We start from the raw sequence: 22854 nt of genomic DNA, 5'->3' as shown, positions 1-22854 counted from the left end.
GGGAGGGATTTGAAGTTGGCAACCGAAAAGATTAACATGCCACAGCTGGGTGAAAGTGTCACAGAAGGCACAATCAGTTCCTGGCTGGTGAAGACAGGAGATAAAGTCAATAAATACGATCCGATTGCAGAAGTCATGACGGATAAAGTTAATGCTGAAGTTCCGTCATCCTTTACAGGTGTTATTCAGGAACTTGTCGCACAGGAAGGCGATACCGTTCAGGTTGGTGAGCTCATGTGCTATATCGATATAGAAGGAAGTGCGTCCGGTGATGAATCCGGTTCGGCTGAAGTGACTGAAGAAAAGCAAGAGACAGCAAAAGAGGAAGCTTCCGGCGATCAGTCCATGAAAAAACGCTATTCACCTGCTGTTATGCGGCTGGCACAGGAAAATGACATTGATTTGCAGCAGGTTAACGGTTCAGGTCGAGGCGGCAGAATCACACGAAAAGATCTTGAGAAATTGATTGCCTCGGGTGACAAGCCGCAGTCCGCTGCACCGAATAGTGCACCGGCACCTGAACAGCCAAAATCACCAGAGCCCGAGCAGCAACCTGAGCTACAACCATCAGCACAATCAGGTGATATTGAAATTCCGGTTACCGGTGTCAGGAAAGCAATCGCTCAAAACATGGTCAAATCAACTCAGGATATACCGCATGCATGGATGGCTGTTGAAGCTGACGTTACGGATTTAGTTCGTTATCGCAATCAGGTGAAAGACGAATTTAAACAAAATGAGGGTTACAGTCTCACGTTTTTCCCATTTTTTGTAAAAGCTGTGGCCCAGGCCCTGAAAGAATTCCCGCAATTGAACAGTACATGGGCAGGCGATAAAATCATTCAGCATAAAGATATTAACCTATCCATCGCTGTCGCAAAAGACCAGGAGCTGTTTGTACCGGTCATTAAACATGCTGATGACAAGAGTATAAAAGGTATTGCCAGGGAAATTAATGATCTGGCGATGCGGGCTCGTGCCGGGAAATTGACATCAGAAGATATGCAAGGTGGAACATTTACTGTTAACAACACCGGATCATTTGGCTCTGTCCAGTCCATGGGTGTCATCAACCACCCTCAGGCTGCCATATTACAGGTGGAATCGATTGTTAAACGACCTGTTATAATCGATGATATGTTTGCTGCGCGTGATATGGTGAACCTATGTCTGTCCCTTGATCACAGAGTACTGGACGGACTGATTGTCGGACAATTTTTAGCCAGGGTCAAAGAAATAGTCCAAAACACCAATGCAGACACAACAAACATATATTAGAATGCCATTTAGTAATCTTTTTACCCTTCAACTTCATAGTCGATATAAACTGCGACACAGTGAAAAAATGTGAGAGCACTGACACCGCTCCGGAAATATGCTCCGCTGGTGTTGACTTTCTGTACATTGAATGTTCTCTCACTATACAGAACACTACACGAAACCGCGGAAAAAGGAATGTGAGTTGTTGTTTTTAGAAACATCAGCCGCCGAGTGCGAATACAGAAGTTTTCTAAATTGAAATCTGCAGACAAAATTGATAAGCTTATCATAAGAAACATTAATAATAATTGAAAGGGGATCGACACATATATGGATTTTAATGTATTCATGAACGATGTCGTCAATGCCGCTCGTGAAGATGTACGGGAAGCTGGATACGAGGAGTTAACCACTCCGGAATCTGTTGACGAAGCAATGAAGCGCGACGGCTCCACGCTCGTCATGGTTAACTCAACATGTGGCTGTGCCGGCGGTGTTGCACGTCCTGCAGCAGCTAACGCCATACATTATGATAAACGTCCGGATCATTTAGTCACTGTATTTGCCGGACAAGACCGCGAAGCCACTGAAAAGGCAAGAGAGTATTTTGAAGGCTATCCACCTTCCTCACCGTCATTTGCATTTATGAAAGACGGCGAGGTTGTTACAATGCTTGAACGCTCTGAGATTGAAGGCTACAGCCCAATGGATGTAGTCGGCAAGCTGCAAAAAGTGTTCGATGACCATTGTGAAGAAGTCTAAACATAACGAAACGATCGTATGAGGCTGTCTCAAAATAAAACGGGTCAGCCTCATTTTGTTAAACGAATTGGCGAATAACTGTCTAAGGAGAATTTGACGTGAAAATTGGCTCCCGTACCATCAAGACAGCAATCGGAACCCCGATTTCCATTTCGATTGCACAGGTTTTGGGATTGACTAATTTTATTTCAGCAGGAATTTTAACGATTCTTTGTATTCAGCCTTCACGAAAACGATCAGTGCTGAGTGCATGGCATCGCTTTTTGGCTTGTGTTGTTGCTGCATTATTTTCAATCACTTTTTTCGGATTAATCGGGTATCATCCCATTGTTATTGGTGCGATGCTCGTTTGTTTCATCCCTGTAACGGTTTTATTGAAAGTGACACCAGGGATTGCAACCAGTTCAGTTATTATTCTGAACTTATACAGTGCCGGATATATTTCATATACTTTTTTAACAGAGCAGTTTCTGATTATTATTATCGGTATCGGAACGGCATTACTCGTTAATTTATATATGCCGAGTCTTGAAAAGCAATTAAAGCAGAAGCAGGATGAACTGGAGCATCATTTCCAAATCATATTAAATGAAATCGCTTTATACATACGTAATAAAAATGAAAATTGGGATGGAAAAGAACTGAATATTTGCGAGGATATATTACAAGATGCCATGGATTTGGTATTATTGGATAAGGAAAATCATTTATTACGAAATGAACATCCATATTATGAATATTTTAAGATGCGCAGTAAACAGCTGGAACTGCTCGGGAAAATGCTTCCATTAGTGAGCCGGCTGCCGAATAGAGATTCTATTTCATTAAAAATTGCCAAGTTTTTTGAGAATCTGGGTGATGGCGTTCATCCGGGCAACACGGCAAGTCTGTATTTGGATGAATTGGAAGAATTGCGTCACACCTTTGATCAGGAAGAGTTGCCGAAAACGATTGAAGAATTTGAAACACGGGCTAATTTGTTCCGTCTGCTGCATGAAATAGAGGATTATCTGCTGTTGAAGAAAAAGTTTAAAAAAAGTGACGTTAAGGAGAAAAAAGCAAATAAAAAAAAGACCGGAACAACATAATTCCAGCCTTTTTCCAGGTGGACGTTTGCTTTAAATAAACATTGAAAGTCCCATTGTCAATGTTGAAAGGATCATTGCCAATATCATAATATAGACGATAACTTTTACTCTGCGTTCACGTTTGGACTTATTTCTGGCAGCCAATTTTAATCCTCCTTAAGTTCTTTTCCTGACTTGTATTTTATCGTTAATTAATGAATTGAACAAGTGTCATCAATTCATTATTCGTAATTTGAAACAGGGGGTTCTGTTTATGAGTGATCATACATTTCAATCTAATAAAGAAAACTGGGAGAAATCGGTCAATAAAACCCTGGAACGATTCCCGGAACGGAAAGAATCGTTCACAACGTCATCGGATTTGGAAGTGGAGCGATTATATTATCCCAGTGAAGACGAAACATATGAGGAAAAACTCGGCTATCCAGGTGAATATCCTTATACCCGCGGAATCCAGCCGACTATGTACCGCAGCCGCCTTTGGACAATGCGCCAGTATGCCGGATTCGGGTCTGCAAAAGAAACGAATGAACGGTTCCGCTATTTGCTGGATCAAGGGCAGACAGGCTTGTCAGTCGCATTTGATCTCCCGACACAAATTGGATACGATTCCGATGATGTCATGGCGGAGGGAGAAGTCGGTAAAGTTGGGGTTGCGATCGATTCCTTACACGATATGGAGCAACTGCTTGATCAAATTCCCCTTGATAAGGTAAGCACATCGATGACAATCAATGCACCGGCGTCTGTCCTGTTATGCATGTATCTTGCTGTCGGGGAAAAACAGGGTGTGCCACTCGAGAAAATGACTGGCACGATCCAAAATGATATTTTAAAAGAATATATTGCCCGCGGTACATATATTTATCCGCCAAAGCCTTCAATGCGATTAATTACCAATATATTTGAATTTTGCCAGCAATACGTACCAAAATTTAACACGATTAGCATATCAGGCTATCATATCCGTGAAGCAGGTTCGACAGCTGTTCAGGAGGTAGCGTTCACACTTGCCAATGGTATGGCTTATGTTGATGCTGCGCTGGATGCAGGTCTTGATATAGATACGTTTGCACCAAGGCTGGCTTTTTTCTTTAATGCTCATAACAATTTTCTTGAAGAAGTTGCCAAGTTCCGGGCTGCCAGACGTATTTGGGCGAAAACGATGAAAAACCATTATCAGGCTAAAAACCCGAAAAGCTGGAAGTTACGGTTCCATACACAAACCGGCGGGTCGACACTGACCGCTCAGCAGCCTGATAATAATGTAGTCCGGGTGACAATGCAAGCGCTCGCGGCTGTTTTTGGCGGCACCCAAAGTCTGCATACGAATTCCCGGGATGAAGCGTTGTCACTTCCGACTGAGGAATCCGCCCGTATTGCACTCAGGACACAGCAAATCATTGCCAATGAAAGCGGTGTGGCCGATACGGCAGATCCATTAGGCGGTTCATATTATGTCGAATCGTTAACAGATCAGATTGAAGAAGAAGTGAACAAATATCTTGACCAAATAAACGAAATCGGCGGAGCTGTCAAAGCTGTGGAAGAAGGATACATGCAGCGGGAAATCCAGCGCACAGCCTACGAAACACAAAAGAAAATTGAAAATGAAGAAGAGATCATTGTTGGTTTAAATCAATATAAACTTGATGAAGAAGTAAATCCGGATTTATTAAAAGTTGATGAAGCACTTGAGGCAGCACAAATTGATTTATTGGAAAAAGCCCGCAATGAAAGGGATCAGCACGAAGTTGACAATGCGTTGGCAAGATTGCGCGAACAGGCAAAAGATCGGGGTGCCAACCTAATACCGCATATTTTACATGCTGTGAAGGTTTATGCCTCTGTCGGCGAGATTTGTAATGTGCTGCGTGATGAATTCGGTGAATATACGGGCATGTAAATCAGTACGTTACAAAAGATGGATAAATAAACTTTGAAGGTCTTCTACAAGGGGGAAACGTCATGGGGAAAATACGTGTACTAATCGCAAAACCCGGTCTTGACGGGCATGACCGTGGTGCTTTAGTGATTGCACAGGCTCTGCGTGATCATGGAATGGAAGTCATTTATACCGGACTGCGGCAATCACCGGTCCAAATCGTACAAGCTGCCATTCAGGAGGATGTGGATGTCATCGGATTATCATCGCTTTCAGGTGCACACAAAACATTATTTCCAAAAGTCATTAATGTCCTGAAAGAACAGGGTGCATCTGATATTCCGGTAGTTGGCGGGGGTGTCATCCCTGCTGAAGATATACCATATTTGCTGGAGAGAGGTGTTCAGAAAATATTTACAAGCGGCTCGTCAACTGAAGCACTTGCTTTATATATCAAGCAATTAGTCAATCCGGAAAAGGAACAATTGAAATCACCGGAAAAAATAGCCCACATCGGTATTGCGGTCCAGCAGATTGACCACGTGATATCATTTTATACTGATACGCTTGGACTGGAACTGGAAGGTGTGGAAACCGTTGAATCGGAAGGGGTTAAAACGGCTTTTCTAAAAATAGGCGAATCCCGTCTGGAATTATTGGAGCCGCTGGACAATGATTCACCGATTCAGCGCTTTTTGGATAAAAAGGGTGAAGGCATTCATCATATTGCTCTTGAGACAGAACAACTTGATGAACGCCTTCAAAATATGACATCAGAAGGCATTCCGTTAATCAATGAAGAGCCGAAACAAGGTGCCCATAACAGCCAGGTTGCTTTTATTCATCCAAAGGCAGCAGGCGGTGTTTTGTTTGAATTGTGTCGGCATACGGAGGGAAGTGAGCACTAATGGATATTTTTGATAAAATTAATGAGTTGTATGATAAACGCAGGCAGGTTGAGCTTGGCGGCGGCGATGAACGGATTGACAAACAGCATGCCAAAGGGAAACTGACAGCACGTGAACGGATTGATTATTTACTTGATGATGGATCATTTGTTGAGTTGAATCCGTTTATTGAACATCGGGAAACGGATTTTGGCATGAATAATTCGCATGCCAATGGAGAGGGTGTCGTCACAGGTTATGGGAAAATAAATGGACGGGCTGTTTATTTATTTGCCCAGGATTTTACAGTCTATGGCGGTGCGCTTGGTGAAATGCACGGCAAAAAGATTGCGAGCGCGATGGATCTTGCTGCCAAAACAGGCACACCGTTCATCGGATTGAATGATTCAGGTGGTGCCAGAATTCAGGAAGGTGTATCGTCTCTGGACGGGTATGGACAAGTATTTTACCGCAACGCCATTTACTCAGGCGTTATCCCGCAAATTTCGGTCATTATGGGTCCGAGTGCAGGCGGGGCGGTTTATTCACCGGCCATAACTGACTTTGTCATCATGGTTGAGGAGACATCGCAAATGTTTATAACCGGACCAAAAGTGATTGAAACGGTAACAGGAGAGCAAATTTCCTCTGAAGCGTTAGGCGGTGCAGATGTACATAATGCCAAAAGCGGCAATGCACATATTAAAGCGGCCAGTGAAGAAGAAGCACTTGATGCCGTCAAAGAACTTGTTGACTATTTGCCGGCCAATAATCAAAAAATGCCGCCATTGAAATCAATTGAATTAAACGATGAAACACGTCCTGATTTAACCGATATTGTTCCTTTTAATGCGACACGCCCATATGATGTTAAGTCAGTTATCGAGCAAGTAGTGGATCCGGGAAGTTTTTACGAAATACATAAAGACTTTGCCAAAAATATCGTTGTTGGTTTTGCGCGTATCAACGGGGAAACGGTCGGGTTTGTCTGTAATCAGCCCAAATACCTTGCCGGCGGTCTTGACATTGATTCAAGTGATAAGGCATCAAGGTTTATCCGGTTTTGCGATGCGTTTAACATCCCGCTGATAACGTTTGAAGATGTTACCGGCTTTTTCCCTGGTGTGAAACAGGAACACGGCGGAATCATTCGTCACGGGGCCAAGATTCTGTATGCCTATTCAGAAGCAACCGTCCCCAAATTAACCGTTATTACACGGAAAGCCTATGGCGGCGCGTACGTTGCACTTAATAGTAAATCAATAGGTGCTGACCTTGTATTTGCCTGGCCGAACGCGGAAATTGCTGTGATGGGGCCTGACGGTGCGGCAAACATTATTTTTGCCAAAGAAATTGCCGAAAGTGAGAACCCGGAAGCGACCCGCGAGGAAAAGATCAGCACATACCGGGAAAAGTTTGCCAACCCTTATGTGGCTGCAGGACTTGGCATGGTCGACGACGTGATTGACCCGAGAGAAACGCGAATCAAGCTTATACAAGGACTCGAAATGCTGCATGACAAAGACGAAGAACGACCGAAGAAAAAACACGGCAATATACCATTGTAATCATACAGGAGGATTAGACGATGCCAGCGATTAACAAAGACAGATTAATTGACGAATTTTTTGAACTCGTTCAAGTTGACTCAGAAACAGGACACGAAGCAGACATTGCCAACGTATTAACAAAAAAATTCACGGATTTGGGCCTGGATGTAAAAGAGGATGACAGCAAGGAAAAAACAGGCTATGGTGCCGGGAATTTGGTTTGTACATTAAAGGGCACCAAAAAAGATGCTGATCTGATTTATTTCACCTCTCATATGGATACAGTGGTACCCGGTAATGGCATTAAACCATCCATTAAAGATGGCTATATTGTATCTGATGGCACAACGGTTCTGGGTGCCGATGATAAAGCGGGCCTTGCAGCCATTTTGGAAACAATCCGTACATTAAAAGAAAATGATAGCCAGCATGGTGATGTCCAATTTGTGATAACAGTCGGTGAAGAATCCGGTCTGGTGGGTGCCAAATCCCTGGATGGGTCGCTCATTAATGCTAAATATGGCTATGCGATTGACAGCAATGGCACGGTCGGCGACATTATCGTTGCAGCACCGACTCAGGTCAAGTTGTTTGCAGCTATGAAGGGCAAAACGGCACATGCCGGTCTTGCACCTGAGAAGGGTGTTTCCGCCATCACGTTAGCAGCAAAAGCCATTGCCAAAATGCCGCTTGGCCGGATCGACGAAGAAACAACAGCGAATATTGGCCGGTTTGAAGGCGGCAAACAAACAAACATCGTCCCGGATCGGGTTGATATACTGGCTGAAGCCCGTTCGCTGGTCCCGGAAAAAATGGAAAAGCAAGTTGCTGACATGAAGGAAGCCTTTGAAACGGTTGCTGAGGAATATGGCGGCAGTGCAGAAGTGGATGTCCAAATCATGTATCCAGGCTTTACCCAAACAGCGGATGATGAGGTTGTGGAAGTTGCTCGAAATGCAGCCAAAACAATCGGCCGTGACAGTAACCTGCAAAAGAGCGGTGGGGGCAGTGATGCGAACGTTATTTCCGGCCTGGGGATCCCGACCGTCAATCTGGCAGTCGGCTATGAAGAAATCCATACAACGAATGAACGGATCCCGGTTGATGAACTTGTTAACATCACGGAACTTGTCACAGCTATTGTACAGGAAGCGGCAGACCGGCCATAACAACCGTCTGATCCGAAATTCACGTGCTTGGGAGGCATCTGCCCAGGCACGATTTGTTTTTATAAGCTATTTGCTAAAAGATTGTTTTATGGCACAAAATCCATAAAATGCGACGTAACTATCGAAAAGTCTTCATCCCATTCTACCGGGACCTGAGTGCTGATTCATCGCTGCGGAAAAATACTCCCTTTCCGCGGGGAACGCTTCAGCCTCCTCGCTCGCAAAAACCGCTCGCTGCGGGGTCTTCAGACTGTTCCTTTCCCGCAGGAGTGTCGCATTTTTCCGCAGCTTAGTGTCGTGTTCTGTCCTAGTGAGAGAACATTCAATGTATAGAAAGTCAACACCAGCGGAGCGTATTTCCGGAGCGGTGTCATGCTCTCAAATTTTTAATTGTGTCGCAGTTTATATCAACTGCGAGAGTTAAAGGAGCAAAATATACAACAGGAGCCTTTTGAAAATATTTCCTGAAACTGGTGTGAAACATGTAAAATAACTGATAGAATAAGAACTTGATAGCGAGGAGGAATCTCTGACATGAATGAAGAATTAAACAGACCAAAAGGGTTTGGGGAAATTCTTGATGCTGCTTTTACGTTATGTAAACAGTATTTCTCAAAGTTTTTCCTGATTTTACTGATAATTATTGGCCCTCTTTATTTACTGCAATCAATGATTTTATTCTTAACCGGGACCAGTTTTTTCAGGGAAGCGGTCAGTGGCGGTAACTGGTTAGATCAAACGTTAAGCAGTTTTGAGGCGACTGCCAATACGACACTGGGAGAGGACCTGGCCAATATAGGCATAGGGCTTTTAACGTTTGTGTTCTTACCTGTTGCTCAAGCAGCCATCCTATTTGCTGTTTCCCGATTAAAAAAGAATGAGGATTTTAACGTCAGCAGCGTGATTAAGCAGGCATTTTCAAAGTTTTGGCTTATATTAGGCGGGAGTTTAATATTTGGAATTATCTCCTTTACCATGATTTTCGTCCCGTCTATTGTTATTATGATTATGGGTGTTCTAAGTATTCTTGCAGATCCGATTTTGGGTATTGCCATCTTGATTATCCTTTTATTGGCTGTTAGTTTGACGACGGCTTACTTCCTAATACGCTGGAGTTTTTATTTAGGTACTGCTGTATTCGAAAATAATATACCAGGCCTGGGGAGAAGCTGGCATTTAACGCGTCAAAACAGCTGGAAAGTATTTGGGATTTTTATCATATTTTTCCTGATTTATTTAGCAATCAGTGTGACAATTGAATCGGTTTTCATAGCACTCTTGGGTAGCAGTGTCTTATATTCTATCATTGTGAACCTGGTTATGTTATTCACAACCATGATCTTTATGGTCGGCTATTCCATTGTTTATTTTGATTTAAAGATCCGGAAAGACGGAGATGACTTGCAGGAGATGATTGATGACTATCAAAATGCCGGCAGTGAAACGTAATGCATTCGATTAAAGTCATGCTGGGTGGTGATGCTGATCGCTGATGCGGAAAAAGCAAGAGAAGAACTGCAAACGATTTTAAACCAAAACGACTATCAAATCTATTATGAGGAAAATCGTAACTTTCTCCAAATCTGGTGGGATCGTCTGACAAACTGGATTGGAGAGCAATTAGCCAAGCTGTTTTCCGGATTGGAGCCGTCAAGTGGTTTTGCCGATATGGTTTTGGTGGTCATCATTATTGCTGTCCTGGCTCTGATTGGATTTGCTATTTTTTATCGCGTCCGTCATGCCGGGAAAAGAAGGACGTTTTACGACTACCAGCCACTAAAGTCTATGAATGAGGCGAGTTGGTCGTATAATGATCATTTGCAGGCGGTCCGGCAGCAGGAATCAGGCGGAGATTATAACGAAGCTGCCCGCCATATGTTTTTGGCGCTTTTGCTATATTTTCATGACAGAGAATGGCTTAAGGCGAGGAATTGGAAAACAAATTGGGAATATTTTGCTGAGCTGCAGCAAGTAAACCGTCAACTCGCAGACGCATTTTATCAGCTTGCGTTAGTGTTCGATGAAGTTGTCTATGGTGAACGACGACTGGTGAAAGACGACTATGATCGTTATCGGCATGAGGCGATGCGGCTGCTGGAGGATGAACCGCCGGAAATCTCCGGGGAAGGTTAAGGGGGGACAACAGGCTTGCAAACATCACTAACAGGCAGAAGAGCACTGGTGTGGCTGGTTGTTGTTCTTCTGCTATTTATAGGAATCAGTTATATACTCGCACCGGATACACCTGAAGAGTATCCTGACTTTGTTTCAGAGTCACCATCGCCTACAGGTGTGAAAGCTTTTTATACATATTTAGATAACGAACAGGGATCTGTGGAGAGATGGACACACGCGCCTGAACTGTTATCTGATCAGAACGATAATCAGCTGTTGATTATGGCGGGACCGTCTTTCACCCCTGACACTGAACAGATGGAAGCATATATGTCTTTTTTGGGGTCCGGCAATACCATTTTGCTGATGAAAACAAATCCGGACGGGATGTTTAATATTGAAACCACACCGGTACAGGGCGTTACCGGGTCTGTCACCACATCGAATGGGGATACGTATCAGGCAGAGCTCAATTCGATGGTTCGAATCGATTCCAATAACCATGATAACGTATTATTGCACGACAATGCCGGCGCAATCGCAGTGGAAAGAAGGTTTGAAAATGGGCGATTAATAACAACTGTCGCACCGGAGTGGATAACGAACGGAAATATTTTGGAGCAAGACCATTTGGAGTTAATCCTTTCTCTCATAGAACCGGCAAACACGGGATGGGATACGGTTTATTTCGACGAGTATGTGCATGGATCCGGAAATGCACCGGGCATCGCAGCACTTTATCCGAACTGGCTGCTCGCATTGGGCCTCCAGACTATTTTATTTGCTGTCATTTGGCTCTGGTATCAGGGGAAACGTTTTGGACCTATACACGAACCAAGAGAAGAAACAGTCCGGTTCAGTGATGAGCGTATTCAAGCATTGGCGGCATGGTATCAAGGGAGCAGGCGATACGCTGATTCCTTAAGCATTCAGGCAGATTATGTGAAGCTGCTTATGCAGGAACGCTGGGGAATCCGGTACCATAAAGATTGGTCGGATGTTAAAGAAGACCTGGAACGAAAAGTGAGCTCAGATTGGGAAATAGAAACATTCATTAATGGATTGACACATGTATTAAACCAGAAACGTTTAAGCAAAAAAACATACGTGTCATGGTCGAAAAAGATCGATCAATTACGGAAAGAGGTGGAGGAAGGATGAGAAACGAGTTGGCATCACTATTGGAAAAATACGAGGAGCGGATTCTTGGTCAGTCTATGAATCTGAAACTCTTGTTATCCGCTCTGTTAGCAGATGGTCATGTATTGATTGAAGGTGTGCCTGGTACCGGAAAAACGCAAACGGTGCGCACATTGGCGGAATTATTGAATGGGACATTTAATCGGATCCAGTTTACACCGGATTTGCTTCCAAGTGATATTACCGGAAGTACGATTTATAATATGCAGGAAAGCAATTTCCAAACGATAAAAGGTCCGATATTCTCAAATATATTGCTGGCAGATGAAATTAACCGGACACCGGCCAAAACGCAGGCCGCTTTATTGGAAGCGATGGAAGAAAAACAAGTAACAATCCAAGGGGAGACTTATACACTCCCGGAAGTCTTTTTTGTCGTGGCTACACAAAACCCGATTGAATTTGAAGGAACCTATCCATTACCCGAAGCTCAGCAGGACCGCTTTTTATTGAAGTTAAACATTGACTTTCCTTCTTTTGAAGAAGAAACCAATGTATTAAAACACGTGCTGGAAAACCCACATGCTGAAATAAATACAGATGCAGTCATGACTATTGACACGTTTTTATCGATACGCCGGGAGGTGGCATCCATTACAATCAATGATGATATCTTCAATTACATTATGCAAATCGTGCGCCGGACAAGAGATATAGAGGCTGTGCGGTTCGGGGCAAGTACGCGGGCAGCTATCTCGATTGCCAAAGCTGCCAGAAGCTGGGCCTATTTAACAAATCGGGATTATGTTACGCCTGATGATGTGAAAATGGTTGCCAAACCGGCGTTGCGGCATCGCTTGCAATTAGCACCTCATATGGAATTGGAGGGAGTTGGCCTCGATGAAATCATTGAAGAACTTGTGGGAGCGATTGCTGTTCCGCGATAGGGGCATTCTGCCGGGGAAACGGCTGCTCGTTTTGTTTCTCATTTTTTCTTTTGGCGCTGTTGTCCTCGCTGCCCTCTCATCCGTGTCATGGACTTGGTTACCTGTTATGAACGGACTTCTTTTTCTGATCAGTCTGCTGGATTTATGGCTATCACCGAAGAGAAAAGAATTGTCATTTAAACGGGAACTTCCTGATGAATTGGAACGCGATATGACGTATTCCATTCAGATTGAAGTTGTTAATGCTTCTGACAAATCTTGTGACCTAAGGCTGATTGATGGATTGCCACAGTCTTTTCGGGCACCTTTCCCATTAACTGGAACCGTTAAAGCCCGGGGGAATTCTGTATTATCCTATCAGGTTCAAGCTCCGGTGAGAGGGCAGTATGAGGTGGATAAACTGTTCATCCGTTACAAAAGCAACTTTGGTCTTTGGACAAAGCAATTGACAGTACAGATGGAACATCATGTGAAAGTTATTCCTGATTTAACGGAAACAAAACAGTACTTGAATAGTCCCCAGCAGTTTTTATTGTATGAAGGCAGTAAAATCCGCAAGCAGCGTGCTGAAACAGGGGAATTCGCGCAAATCCGCAACTATGTTGTCGGTGATGATCCGCGAAAGATCAACTGGCGGCAAACGGCAAAATTGCAGGAAATCATGACGAATGAATACGAACCGGAACACGGGAAATATGTCACAATTTTAATTGATTGCAGCAGGATGATGGGAGCAGAGCTTAAAAAGGGAAATCGACTCGAAAAGGCATTGGAAGCAGCATTGACAACAGCCGCAGCGGCGCTCAAAAATGGTGATTATGTGGCAGTGCTTGCATTTTCAAAGGAAATCCAGCGCTTTGTGCCGCCTGCAAAAGGAATGAATCACTTACAGCAAATTTTACAAGCTATCTACAATGTGAAAGTGGAGGCGACTGAAGCCAATTATTCAGCTGCGATCAATTATTTATCAACCGTTTTAAAGAAAAGAAGCCTGATCCTGTTGTTCAGCGATGTCCACTCATTTTTGCATGAAGAAAGTGCATTGCATCATCTAAGGCGACTGCGGCAGCGGCATTTATTTATGATGATTGGGATAGAAGATGAAGAACTGTTGGCACGTACAAAACAAGCGCTGGATAATACGAAAACAGCTATGGTCAAAAGCATCGCTCAGCAGCAACTGCATTTCAAAAAACGTGAGAAAGCAAATTGGGAAAAACAGGGGCTCTCCATGATAGAAGCAAACGAAGAGCACCTGGCCACAGCCGCCGTCTCACAATATATCCGGATTATGAATGAAGGGTTGCTTTAGTACTGTTTTTCTGCAGCAGCCATTTTCCGCTGACAATGTAAAGAATAAGACCAATCATGGTCAGAAATGCAACAGCATACTTTGCTTCCAGGGAAAGGCTGGCAGGAGTGATAAACCCTTCAATAATACCTGCGATAACGAATAATGGAATGGTTCCCAGTAAAAGCTGAACAGAGCGTTTTGCCTGACGTTTTAACTGGAACCCGCGCGAAAAGGCACCGGGGGCAAACAGTTTGTATCCCATTAATAAACCGGCTCCGCCTGCAATGAAAATGGCGACCAATTCAATGACGCCGTGTGGAACAATATAAGCCCAGAATTCGTAGGAATAGCCGTAATGCCAGAACAAACCGGCAAGTGCTCCAACCATCACACCATTCAATACCATTATGTAAACAGTCAGTATTCCGAACGTGATGCCGCCTGCAAAGGCTAAGAAGGCTACTCGAATATTGTTCGCCATGATTGAGGCGGACATCAGTGATGCATCAATCGAACCATTATTTGTATCCAGTTGTTCGGGATTAACAGATTGTGCAACTTGCTCCGGCAGCAGCGAATAAAGGTTAAGCGGATCATCCAATACCGAAAGAAATGCCGCTAGAAGCCCGGCTGCAAACAGGAGCATGGCCACTATTACCGCTTTCCATTGTTCCAGCAGCAGCCCAATGAAGGTTGTACCGAAAAATGTGCGAACCTGCCGGAAACTGGAAACCTGGTCTTTGTATAACAGATTATGGGCTCTTGCAACAAGTTCGTTCAAGTACGGTGTTACATCTTCATTCGGGTAATAAGTCTGGCTGTATGACAGATGTTGTGCTGCTTTTTGGTAAAGCCGGGAGAACTGATTGATATCACGACCTGACAAATGTCTTTTATTTTTACGCATTTTCGTTATATAGTCCTCAAGCTGTTTCCAGTCGTCCCGATTGCGCTTGATAAATTGTCTGATGTTCACGGCTGCACCTTCCTTCTCGACTATAAGGTTACGAATCTATTATAATTTGTCTTAACGGTAATTGAAACCTATAGACGATAAAAAGGGGAATTTATTGATGAATCAGGAGAAAGTCGCTGTTAAAACACCGGAATATGTTTCTTTGGATTTTAAACTGGCTGGTCTTGGCAGCAGAGCGGGAGCCATGATTATCGATCAGCTTTTGCTCACAATCTTTAACATTGTAACTATTTTAGTATTGGTTTTTGTTATTCAGTCAGATCTCACAGCATTTCTGGGCAATTCCACATTGCCACTGGCCATTGCAATCATTCTTATATTTATCGTTTATTGGGGTTACTTTTTTGTATGTGAATATTTTTTTGGCGGTAAAACAATCGGCAAAAATATATTGGGCATCAGAGTTATGCAGGACAACGGCCACAGTCTGACGCTGCTTTCCAGTTTGATTCGCAATTTGCTGCGCATTATTGACATGCTCCCGACAGGTTATTTCATAGGGATAATCTGGGTGTTTTTCCATTCAAAACATAAACGGCTTGGCGATATTGTTGCCGGTACGATTGTCGTGCATGAACGGAAAGGAAAGAAAACGAAAAAATCACGTTCAATTGAAAAGGAAATCGAGTCAAGGGGACTCACAAAAGAAAGTTTGGCACTTCATGATGGGGCACTTCGATTGTTCGGCATGAAAGAATGGAAATTGCTTAAAGGCTATAGTGAACGACTATTACAATTACAGGAAGTCGATCGAATACAATTAACGAAAAAGCTGGCGACAGCACTTCTTCCAAAAATTGATCTCGAGCCTGAGGAAATGAATTACCAGAAAACGGAAAATACATTGCTTGTTTTGTATCTGATTCTCAAAGATGAATGGGAATTTGAGTTGTGATTTTGAAAAATGTATATGGAATATGTTCCGGAAACAGGCGAACTTCTGGATTAAGAGAAGGGTTGGAAATTTTTTAGCGGCTGTTTATCCATTAAGTTTAAGATGTTTGGGTCTGGGTAATATAATTTTAAGTGTTCATACTACATAATAGAAAAACGAGTTCAAAATTCAGAATGGAAAAGGAGCTTTTATGAAGAAAAAAGAGACATATATGAATCCGGTATTTTTTATTTCGGTGATTATCGTTGGGTTATTAGTTATCATTGGGGCGTTCATGCCAGAACAATTTGGTACAGTCGCCCAGTCACTTTTCGATTTTACAACGGTTAATTTCGGGTGGCTTTATCTAGTTGCAGTATTTATTATCATCGTGTTTCTTGTCAGTATTTCTATTAGTAAACACGGCAAAACGCGATTGGGGCCTTCTGATTCACGGCCGGAGTATCCTTTTTTTACATGGATTGGGATGCTGTTTTCCGCCGGTTTTGGGGTGTCTCTTGTGTTTTGGAGTGTTGCAGAGCCGATGAGTCACTATTTTGTGACACCATTCCCCGGTCTGGAATCCCAGACAGAGGAAGCAGCAAGGGTAGCAATGGGCTATTCCTTTTTCCACTGGGGGATCAGCCAGTGGGCCGTTTTTGCAATCGCAGGGTTGGGGATTGCCTTCCTTCAGTTCAGAAAGAAAAGAAGTGGATTGGTTTCTGCTGCAATTGAACCAGTCGCAGGTAAAAACAAGGGCGTTGCCAATACCGTAAATATTTTGGCTGTCATAGCAACCGTCATGGGTGTTGCAACAACCGTGGGCCTCTCGTTTATTCAACTGAACGGAGGGCTGTCATCTGTATTTGATGTGCCCAATAATATTGGCGTACAAGTCATTATAGCACTGGTCATGCTGGTCGCATATCTGACGTCCAGTGTTACAGGTCTGGACAAAGGTATTAAGTGGCTGAGTAATCTCAATTTGGGCTGGCACTTTTTATAATGATCATTGTATTTTCTTAGGCCAACCGTGTTTATTTAATACCTTTGTACTTTGGCATGGGTGATTATATTTCAGCTTTGTACAGTACAGCTTGCGTCTGTCACCATATACCGGCGGTGATTGGGTTTACCAATGGACCATATTCTACTGGGCATGGGCCATTGCCTGGTCACCATTTGTAGGCGCATTTGTTGCACGTGTATCCAGAGGCCGAACCATTCGTGAATTTGTTTCGGGTGTAATGGTCGTACCACCGGCGATTGCCTGTGTCTGGATTGCCGTATTTGGCGGTACGGCGATATATAGTGATTTAAATAATGGAACACAAATTGCCGAAACTGTAAATGAAGACGTAACGGTTGCTTTGTTTGAAGCCTTGGGAGTTGTACCGTTTACAGAACATTTTATCGATTTATATCGATCCTGCTGATTTTTACATTCATGGTAACATCTGCTGGACTCTGCAGTTATAATTTTGGGCAGTATGACATCAATGGAACCTTGATCCGGCATTGTTTCACTAAAATAATTTGGGGTATCCTGATTACAGCAATCGCCCTTATATTATTATTTACCGGCGGCTTAGACGCCCTGCAGACTGCTTCGTTAACGGCAGCATTGCCATTTACGATTATACTCCTGATCATGGTTGCTGCGATATTGAAAGGAATCCAAAGGGAATATAAATCGAAAAACGAATAGAAGCCGTTAAAAGGCAAAGCCGCACTCTTATGGGAAGAGTGCGGCTTCTTGACGTCAGAGAATGTATGTCACTTAAACCTTTAATTGATATGGTATAATGAAGGTAAATACATTTTAAAAAAAGGGATGGCTCACGATGTCACAATGGTACCCGAAAAAAGGCAGCGTCATCTTTCATGTGGATATGAATTCGTTCTATGCTTCCGTTGAAATGGCCTATGATCCAAAACTGAAAGGCAAACCGCTCGCAATTGCCGGCAATCCGGAAGAACGCAAAGGGATTGTTGTGACAAGCAGTTATGAAGCCAGGGCTAAAGGTGTCAAGACAACGATGCAGCTATGGCAAGCGAGGAAGTTATGTCCGGAGTTAATCGTTCTGCGTCCCAATTTTGACCGTTACCGGACCGCGTCTAAAGAAATGTTCCAAATGCTTGCCGATATAACGCCATATGTCCAGCCTGTTTCCATTGATGAAGGGTATATGGATGTAACCGGCACCGAACAGCACGGCAGTCCGATTGAGATTGCACAAAACCTGCAGCAAAGAATCAGCGATGAACTTGACCTGCCTTCCAGTATCGGGATTGCCCCCAATAAGTTTTTGGCGAAAATGGCTTCAGACATGAAAAAACCAATGGGGATTACCATTTTGCGTAAGCGGGATATCAGTGAGAAACTTTGGCCGCTTCCAATTGAAGACATGTATGGTGTCGGAAACAAAACAGCGGAAAAACTGCGTGGCATCGATATTAAGACGATTGGTGACCTGGCAAAAGGGGACACTTATCAGCTGAAACAAATTTTCGGTATTAATGGGGAACGGCTGCAAAACAGGGCGGATGGCATTGACATGCGACCGGTTGATCCTGATGCGGTGCACGAGTTCAAAAGTATCGGCAGCTCGCAAACGCTGGCAGCGGATACGACCGATGAAGCAGAAATCCGCAACCTGATGAATCTGCTTACGGAAAATGTTGAACGGCGCATGAAGCGGAAACAGGCAGTAGGACAGAGTGTACAAATCATGATTCGGTATCACGACCGCAAAACGATTACCCGAAGCAAAAAGCTGCCTTATTTCATTGAGCATAAAGCGGACATACTGTACGTTGCCAATGAATTGTTCCGAAAACACTGGGATCTGGAGCCCATCCGCTTGCTGGGCATCACTGTTCAGGATGTTGATGAAAAACACAACATTGCCAAACAATTGGATTTGTTTACGTATGAGAAAGAGGCCGAAAAAGAGAAATTGTACGAAACGATTGATGAATTGTCACAAAAATATGGTAAAAATACATTTAAACAGCTGCAGAATGATGATGACCATGATCAGCCACGAACAAGCTTTCAAAAAGACTTTCTGGACGATTTCACAAAATAGGCGCTCCTGCCGGTTTAAAAGCAGGAGTGTTTTAAATATGTAACAGTTTTTTGGACGAGTGCCCTCATAAGTCTGTTCGCTAGGATATTTGAATATTATGCCAAATATTAGTTGCTATTTAGATATAGTTGTTTAACATTAATTCCCTAATTTTAAGTGATTTATATATGAATAAAATAGCTAGAATTTCCCAATAAAAAAAATGAATTGTTAGTGTTTATTTGATATCCACGATTGGCATAGCCGCTTAATTCGATGGCGAAGTCACTACTTGGAAGGGAGCATATTAGAAAACAATTAGAGTTTTTATTTTAAATTTCTTCTTTTACCTATATCTCATTGTCTCAACTTTCGCATCCAAAAATTTCAATGACTTCACTGTCCATCGGTTTCTATCAGGTTTGATATACAGTGCTTGACATTTGATCAAGACATGAAAAAACACCTCAACGTTTGGTATAGTTGATTTAACCAATAATCACTAACAAAACAGAAGAGGTGTCTCCTACTATGATAGCGAAAAACAACTTTAACGTACAGACCGCACATTGAGCGACCGGGAAATCATCCGAATTTACGGCATGCGCTGGGATATTGAAGTTTTTTTAAAACAACAAAGTCGCTTTTGAAACTTCAAAAGGAGTTCCAGAGCCGTACCTACGATGCTCTCGATGCTCTTATCAGCCACACGACCATTGTGTTTGCAAGGTATATTGTGCTGTCATGGCAAAACCGCTGCAGCACAGACGACCGAACTTTAGGCGGCATGTTTTATGAATTATGTGATGAAGTAAATGACTTCGATTGGGCTGTGGCTTTACAACAGTTAATCGGGCTTCTTGAAGATACCCTAAAAAAATACGAATAAGAAAATGCAACAACTCATCAAAAGTCAACTACAGCAATGGCTTGCAGGTCTGCCGAATTATATCAGGTTATACCTGCCTATTTCAGTCTGCGAAAGTTGAGTTATTGTCATATGATTTTTGCACAAAAACTCCGGCTAAAGCAGATAAAATTATAAAAATTGCGCTGATGATCAGAGCAACTTGCACATTGATATAGTCAATAATTAATCCAAACGCAAAGTAGCCCATCGGTAAAAATAATAATCCTCCAAACATTTGTAAACTGGTTACCCTTCCTAAATACTTCTCCTCTACTGCTTCCTGTACTGTGCTATCCCATAGAATCACAAAAGAGGTAATTGAAAAACCTATAAAAAACATAAACAATAGAGCAAAGTAGAAAATATCTATAAAAGATAAAAGCAATACAAAAAACCCAACGTTTAACATAAAAAGATAATATTTTAGCATTCTATTAACAATACGAGATTTTTTACTGATTATCCACGCTCCTAAAAAAGCACCGAGTGCCATACTACTCAAAAACCAACCATAACTTTTAATCCCATCAAAGTATTGGTCGGCATAAATTGGGAGTACAATCACAATGAAGCTATACCTATATTTACAAACGAACCAATGAGAATACTTAAGCCTAGCCACCTATTCTTAATTAATACTTTGAACCCTTCTTTAAATTCCTTCACCACTGATTTATGTTCATCACTCTTAGGTTTTTTCTCCATAAAAATAAAGATGTATATGATTTTTATTAATAATCGTTGGTAAAAAAGCTTTTAAAGTAGGCCTGTAAATAGTGCTGACTACTCCTAAACTAAAGGTAAGTACGTAAACATGCCAAATCAAAATATTACCAGTGAACACTAAAGTGGCTATAACAAATAGGGCCAATCCTCTCAAAATATCTATACATATGATCACAGTTTTCTTTGGAAGTCGATCAACTAATATCCCTCCAAAAAGTAAAATTAATAATTGCGGGATAATAAACATACTTTGCACACCACTAATATCACTTGCACTACCATCTAAGTAAATGATCAAGAAGGGGAGAGATGTTGAATATAGAGCAAGGCCCATAAACGCAATTATTTGTCCGCTAAAAAATACTGTAAAATTTTTATTCTTCCACATGTGTATCGCTCCTCTCGAATGTTATTTTATCATAATTTTTGAAATTGACAAATAAGTCCCTCTATTCTAACATTGATGACAAATGGGGGAAGGGTTCGCTTTACGCGTAAAATGTAAAACATCTTTATGAAATTACAACAGTTTGGTGAGTTCAGAAGTATCAATAACTTAAAGGGGATGATGAATATTCTAAAAAACAAGTTAGATTTAGCGAAAGGGAAAGTGGAAGTATTTGCAACAAATCTACAGACTCCATCTCACATGGAGTGGACACCAGAGGGAAGATTACTGGTTTCGGAGACAAGTGCTGGTAGAGTAACCGATGTTACTGATGGTGGTAAAATCACTGAAAAAAATATTGTATCAGACGAACTCGAAGGCCCTTCTAGTATCGTACCTTTGGAGGATGGGCGAATTTATATTTGTGAAACCTTACCCCAAAATTCAGGGATTTCAACCACAATAAGTGCTGACTTCCCTTGTTTCTACGGTGTTTTTTTACCCAATCCATTTTGTGTATTTAAGCAGCATTATCCTCTCCAAACAGTTGATTTCCTAAAAACGACGACTCAAATAAATCCACCAGATACTTGTATTCCGGCGACTTTTTAAATGATTGGATATCAACGAGCCCAGATTCGGAAATGGCCGTTATGACAATATCTAACAGCTCATCAAACATCTCCCATAACTGTTCGGCAATATTTTTTTGTGCCATTTCATCCCTCAGACCGCCCAACGTCTCATAGTCGTTGATTCTGCGGAAGTACGATAAAAACACATATAAAATATACGTTGTTGTGACATGAGCTATCTGGGCATCAAAATTTTGAGATTGGCATTTACCTAAACGAAGCAGCTGCTTATTTTCCTTGAAAAAAACCTCAATGGACCAGCGAATAGCGTAAATATCAAGCATTTCCAAAAGGGACAAGGTTTCATCTGTGGAAAGATATAGTTTCCAATCCTTTTGATATGGATAACGGCAAAAATAAAGCATGACTGTTTCTCCAATGCCGGGATAATAGACAATGGCCTCAAAATAACGCAAAATTCTTTTTCCGACAGCGCTTTTCCTTTTTCTCTTTTTTTAGCACCTTGAAAAGCTCCTTGGCGTTTAGTTCTTCACCGTTATAACTGTATTTTCTGAAGTCGCGTCTAACAGCACAAATAACGTGCATTGCCCCATTCTTGATATCTCTGACAGTGGATAAAAAATCCTTGCTTGGAAACCAACTGTCCACCAGCACATACTTTGCGCGAAATCCGTGTTTGACGGCTCTTTTTAGCATACGTAGAGCACTTGTGATTTTGTCCATTTCACATTCTTTTTTCCGTTTCGCTCCATTTGATTTCGGGTCTCTCTCTTTATTATACTGTTTTTTCTTGTCTCTGCGTTTTAATGCCTTTTCACTATGAAGGCTGAAGTCAAGCGGAGTGAAGCTTTTCCCATCAAAAAATCCCATTGTTAAGTTTTTAAATCCAAGCGTACTTTTTTTCTTTCTACCAGCAACATGATCGTTAACGTAGGACACCTTTTCAATCTTTTTTCCCGTTCGCTGATCAATAGTGTCATCAAAAACAAAGGCAGAATTGGACTTCACCTCTTTTTCAGGATTGACCAGTTTCTGGAATTGTTTGGATACACTGAACAGTAGCTTGCGCCAAGGCAAACGTTCATTATTTTTAACACGGTAAAATGCATCCTTCTTCATCTTTTTCATCGTATCAAAATTGCTTTCATAAAGATCATTGACACTATTGATGAGCATAAGTGGAAATAAAAGCATTAACGATAAAATATTGGTGATA

The 22854-nt window shown here is 42.2% G+C and carries 20 protein-coding genes and 2 pseudogenes; 16 read left to right on the top strand and 6 right to left on the bottom strand.

The genetic code is table 11. The features are described from left to right. Positions 1-15 precede the first annotated feature (15 nt). The 3 genes from Len3610_RS06355 to Len3610_RS06345 all read left to right on the top strand — a co-directional run bounded on the left by Len3610_RS06355 (position 16) and on the right by Len3610_RS06345 (position 3110). A complete protein-coding gene (locus tag Len3610_RS06355) occupies positions 16-1278 on the top strand; it encodes a dihydrolipoamide acetyltransferase family protein (RefSeq protein ID WP_176447211.1) in 1263 nt (420 codons plus the stop codon). A 312-nt stretch (positions 1279-1590) separates the two neighbouring features. Then, positions 1591-2022: a BrxA/BrxB family bacilliredoxin gene (locus Len3610_RS06350; RefSeq protein ID WP_176447210.1), complete on the top strand. Its 432-nt coding sequence runs from the start codon at positions 1591-1593 to the stop codon at positions 2020-2022. A gap of 98 nt (positions 2023-2120) precedes the next feature. Continuing rightward, on the top strand, positions 2121-3110 hold the full coding sequence (locus tag Len3610_RS06345; protein ID WP_176447209.1) for an aromatic acid exporter family protein: 990 nt from the start codon (positions 2121-2123) through the stop codon (positions 3108-3110). A gap of 30 nt (positions 3111-3140) precedes the next feature. On the opposite strand, the gene prli42 is transcribed toward Len3610_RS06345, so the two are convergent. Then, positions 3141-3254, bottom strand: coding sequence for a stressosome-associated protein Prli42 (prli42, locus tag Len3610_RS06340; protein ID WP_176447208.1), 114 nt, complete (start codon positions 3252-3254; stop codon positions 3141-3143). Positions 3255-3363: 109 nt separating this feature from the next. Here prli42 and Len3610_RS06335 point away from each other — a divergent pair, with 109 nt between their 5' ends. From Len3610_RS06335 to Len3610_RS06295, 9 genes are all read left to right on the top strand, one after another. Then, on the top strand, positions 3364-5016 hold the full coding sequence (locus Len3610_RS06335; RefSeq protein ID WP_176447207.1) for an acyl-CoA mutase large subunit family protein: 1653 nt from the start codon (positions 3364-3366) through the stop codon (positions 5014-5016). A gap of 62 nt (positions 5017-5078) precedes the next feature. After that, the gene (gene mce / locus Len3610_RS06330) at positions 5079-5903 is read left to right on the top strand and encodes a methylmalonyl-CoA epimerase (protein ID WP_176447206.1); all 825 of its coding nucleotides are present in this window, start codon (positions 5079-5081) and stop codon (positions 5901-5903) included. Then, on the top strand, positions 5903-7450 hold the full coding sequence (locus Len3610_RS06325) for an acyl-CoA carboxylase subunit beta (RefSeq protein WP_176447205.1): 1548 nt from the start codon (positions 5903-5905) through the stop codon (positions 7448-7450). Before mce ends, Len3610_RS06325 begins: the two co-directional genes overlap by 1 nt. Positions 7451-7470: 20 nt before the next feature. Continuing rightward, positions 7471-8601: a M20/M25/M40 family metallo-hydrolase gene (locus Len3610_RS06320; RefSeq protein ID WP_176447204.1), complete on the top strand. Its 1131-nt coding sequence runs from the start codon at positions 7471-7473 to the stop codon at positions 8599-8601. Between the two features lie 534 nt (positions 8602-9135). After that, positions 9136-10050: a hypothetical protein gene (locus Len3610_RS06315; RefSeq protein WP_176447203.1), complete on the top strand. Its 915-nt coding sequence runs from the start codon at positions 9136-9138 to the stop codon at positions 10048-10050. 30 nt (positions 10051-10080) lie between these two features. After that, positions 10081-10734 carry a DUF4129 domain-containing protein gene (locus Len3610_RS06310; protein ID WP_176447202.1) on the top strand — a complete coding sequence of 218 codons (654 nt, stop codon included), beginning with the start codon at positions 10081-10083 and terminating at the stop codon, positions 10732-10734. 15 nt (positions 10735-10749) lie between these two features. After that, positions 10750-11877 carry a DUF4350 domain-containing protein gene (locus Len3610_RS06305; protein ID WP_176447201.1) on the top strand — a complete coding sequence of 376 codons (1128 nt, stop codon included), beginning with the start codon at positions 10750-10752 and terminating at the stop codon, positions 11875-11877. After that, entirely contained in the window at positions 11874-12803 is a 930-nt protein-coding gene (locus tag Len3610_RS06300; RefSeq protein WP_176447200.1) for an AAA family ATPase, read from the top strand. Before Len3610_RS06305 ends, Len3610_RS06300 begins: the two co-directional genes overlap by 4 nt. Next, the gene (locus Len3610_RS06295) at positions 12757-14115 is read left to right on the top strand and encodes a DUF58 domain-containing protein (RefSeq protein ID WP_176447199.1); all 1359 of its coding nucleotides are present in this window, start codon (positions 12757-12759) and stop codon (positions 14113-14115) included. The genes Len3610_RS06300 and Len3610_RS06295 overlap by 47 nt, the downstream gene beginning before the upstream one ends. Here Len3610_RS06295 and Len3610_RS06290 read toward each other — a convergent pair. Then, on the bottom strand, positions 14093-15073 hold the full coding sequence (locus tag Len3610_RS06290) for a stage II sporulation protein M (RefSeq protein ID WP_176447198.1): 981 nt from the start codon (positions 15071-15073) through the stop codon (positions 14093-14095). The genes Len3610_RS06295 and Len3610_RS06290 overlap by 23 nt on opposite strands. A gap of 97 nt (positions 15074-15170) precedes the next feature. Here Len3610_RS06290 and Len3610_RS06285 point away from each other — a divergent pair, with 97 nt between their 5' ends. The 4 genes and pseudogenes from Len3610_RS06285 to Len3610_RS06270 form a co-directional block, all read left to right on the top strand. Beyond that, on the top strand, positions 15171-15968 hold the full coding sequence (locus Len3610_RS06285) for an RDD family protein (protein WP_176447197.1): 798 nt from the start codon (positions 15171-15173) through the stop codon (positions 15966-15968). Positions 15969-16158: 190 nt separating this feature from the next. Next, a pseudogene (locus tag Len3610_RS06280) lies at positions 16159-17655 on the top strand (BCCT family transporter). Positions 17656-17791: 136 nt separating this feature from the next. Beyond that, positions 17792-19039, top strand: coding sequence for a DNA polymerase IV (locus tag Len3610_RS06275; RefSeq protein ID WP_176447196.1), 1248 nt, complete (start codon positions 17792-17794; stop codon positions 19037-19039). Between the two features lie 536 nt (positions 19040-19575). Further along, positions 19576-20007, top strand: a pseudogene (locus Len3610_RS06270) (IS4 family transposase); the annotation flags it as partial. Here Len3610_RS06270 and Len3610_RS06265 read toward each other — a convergent pair. The 4 genes from Len3610_RS06265 to Len3610_RS20700 form a co-directional block, all read right to left on the bottom strand. After that, positions 19990-20493 carry an MFS transporter gene (locus Len3610_RS06265; protein ID WP_176447195.1) on the bottom strand — a complete coding sequence of 168 codons (504 nt, stop codon included), beginning with the start codon at positions 20491-20493 and terminating at the stop codon, positions 19990-19992. The pseudogene Len3610_RS06270 and the gene Len3610_RS06265 sit on opposite strands and share 18 nt — an antisense overlap. A 123-nt stretch (positions 20494-20616) precedes the next feature. Then, positions 20617-21042 (bottom strand): MFS transporter, encoded by a 426-nt coding sequence (locus Len3610_RS06260; protein WP_176447194.1) that lies wholly within the window; start codon positions 21040-21042, stop codon positions 20617-20619. A gap of 520 nt (positions 21043-21562) precedes the next feature. Beyond that, on the bottom strand, positions 21563-22093 hold the full coding sequence (locus Len3610_RS20705; RefSeq protein ID WP_255259812.1) for a transposase: 531 nt from the start codon (positions 22091-22093) through the stop codon (positions 21563-21565). After that, positions 22080-22757 carry a transposase gene (locus Len3610_RS20700; RefSeq protein ID WP_255259811.1) on the bottom strand — a complete coding sequence of 226 codons (678 nt, stop codon included), beginning with the start codon at positions 22755-22757 and terminating at the stop codon, positions 22080-22082. Before Len3610_RS20700 ends, Len3610_RS20705 begins: the two co-directional genes overlap by 14 nt. Between the last annotated feature and the right edge of the window lie 97 nt (positions 22758-22854).

This window comes from Lentibacillus sp. CBA3610 (genome assembly GCF_013373365.1).
Lineage (GTDB): Bacteria > Bacillota > Bacilli > Bacillales > Amphibacillaceae > Lentibacillus.
Note: the sequence above shows the minus strand (reverse complement) of the source record. Positions and strands in the feature narration are given on the sequence as shown.

What these genes read in the sequence shown, in the direction of transcription:
- Len3610_RS06350 (WP_176447210.1), top strand. Translation starts at nt 1,591, where the DNA reads ATGGATTTTAATGTATTCATGAACGATGTCGTCAATGCCGCTCGTGAA.
- Len3610_RS06335 (WP_176447207.1), top strand. Translation starts at nt 3,364, where the DNA reads ATGAGTGATCATACATTTCAATCTAATAAAGAAAACTGGGAGAAATCG.
- mce (WP_176447206.1), top strand. Translation starts at nt 5,079, where the DNA reads ATGGGGAAAATACGTGTACTAATCGCAAAACCCGGTCTTGACGGGCAT.
- Len3610_RS06325 (WP_176447205.1), top strand. Translation starts at nt 5,903, where the DNA reads ATGGATATTTTTGATAAAATTAATGAGTTGTATGATAAACGCAGGCAG.
- Len3610_RS06320 (WP_176447204.1), top strand. Translation starts at nt 7,471, where the DNA reads ATGCCAGCGATTAACAAAGACAGATTAATTGACGAATTTTTTGAACTC.
- Len3610_RS06315 (WP_176447203.1), top strand. Translation starts at nt 9,136, where the DNA reads ATGAATGAAGAATTAAACAGACCAAAAGGGTTTGGGGAAATTCTTGAT.
- Len3610_RS06310 (WP_176447202.1), top strand. Translation starts at nt 10,081, where the DNA reads ATGCTGATCGCTGATGCGGAAAAAGCAAGAGAAGAACTGCAAACGATT.
- Len3610_RS06300 (WP_176447200.1), top strand. Translation starts at nt 11,874, where the DNA reads ATGAGAAACGAGTTGGCATCACTATTGGAAAAATACGAGGAGCGGATT.
- Len3610_RS06295 (WP_176447199.1), top strand. Translation starts at nt 12,757, where the DNA reads ATGAAATCATTGAAGAACTTGTGGGAGCGATTGCTGTTCCGCGATAGG.
- Len3610_RS06285 (WP_176447197.1), top strand. Translation starts at nt 15,171, where the DNA reads ATGAATCAGGAGAAAGTCGCTGTTAAAACACCGGAATATGTTTCTTTG.
- Len3610_RS06275 (WP_176447196.1), top strand. Translation starts at nt 17,792, where the DNA reads ATGTCACAATGGTACCCGAAAAAAGGCAGCGTCATCTTTCATGTGGAT.
- Len3610_RS06260 (WP_176447194.1), bottom strand. Translation starts at nt 21,042, where the DNA reads ATGTGGAAGAATAAAAATTTTACAGTATTTTTTAGCGGACAAATAATT.
- Len3610_RS20700 (WP_255259811.1), bottom strand. Translation starts at nt 22,757, where the DNA reads ATGAAGAAGGATGCATTTTACCGTGTTAAAAATAATGAACGTTTGCCT.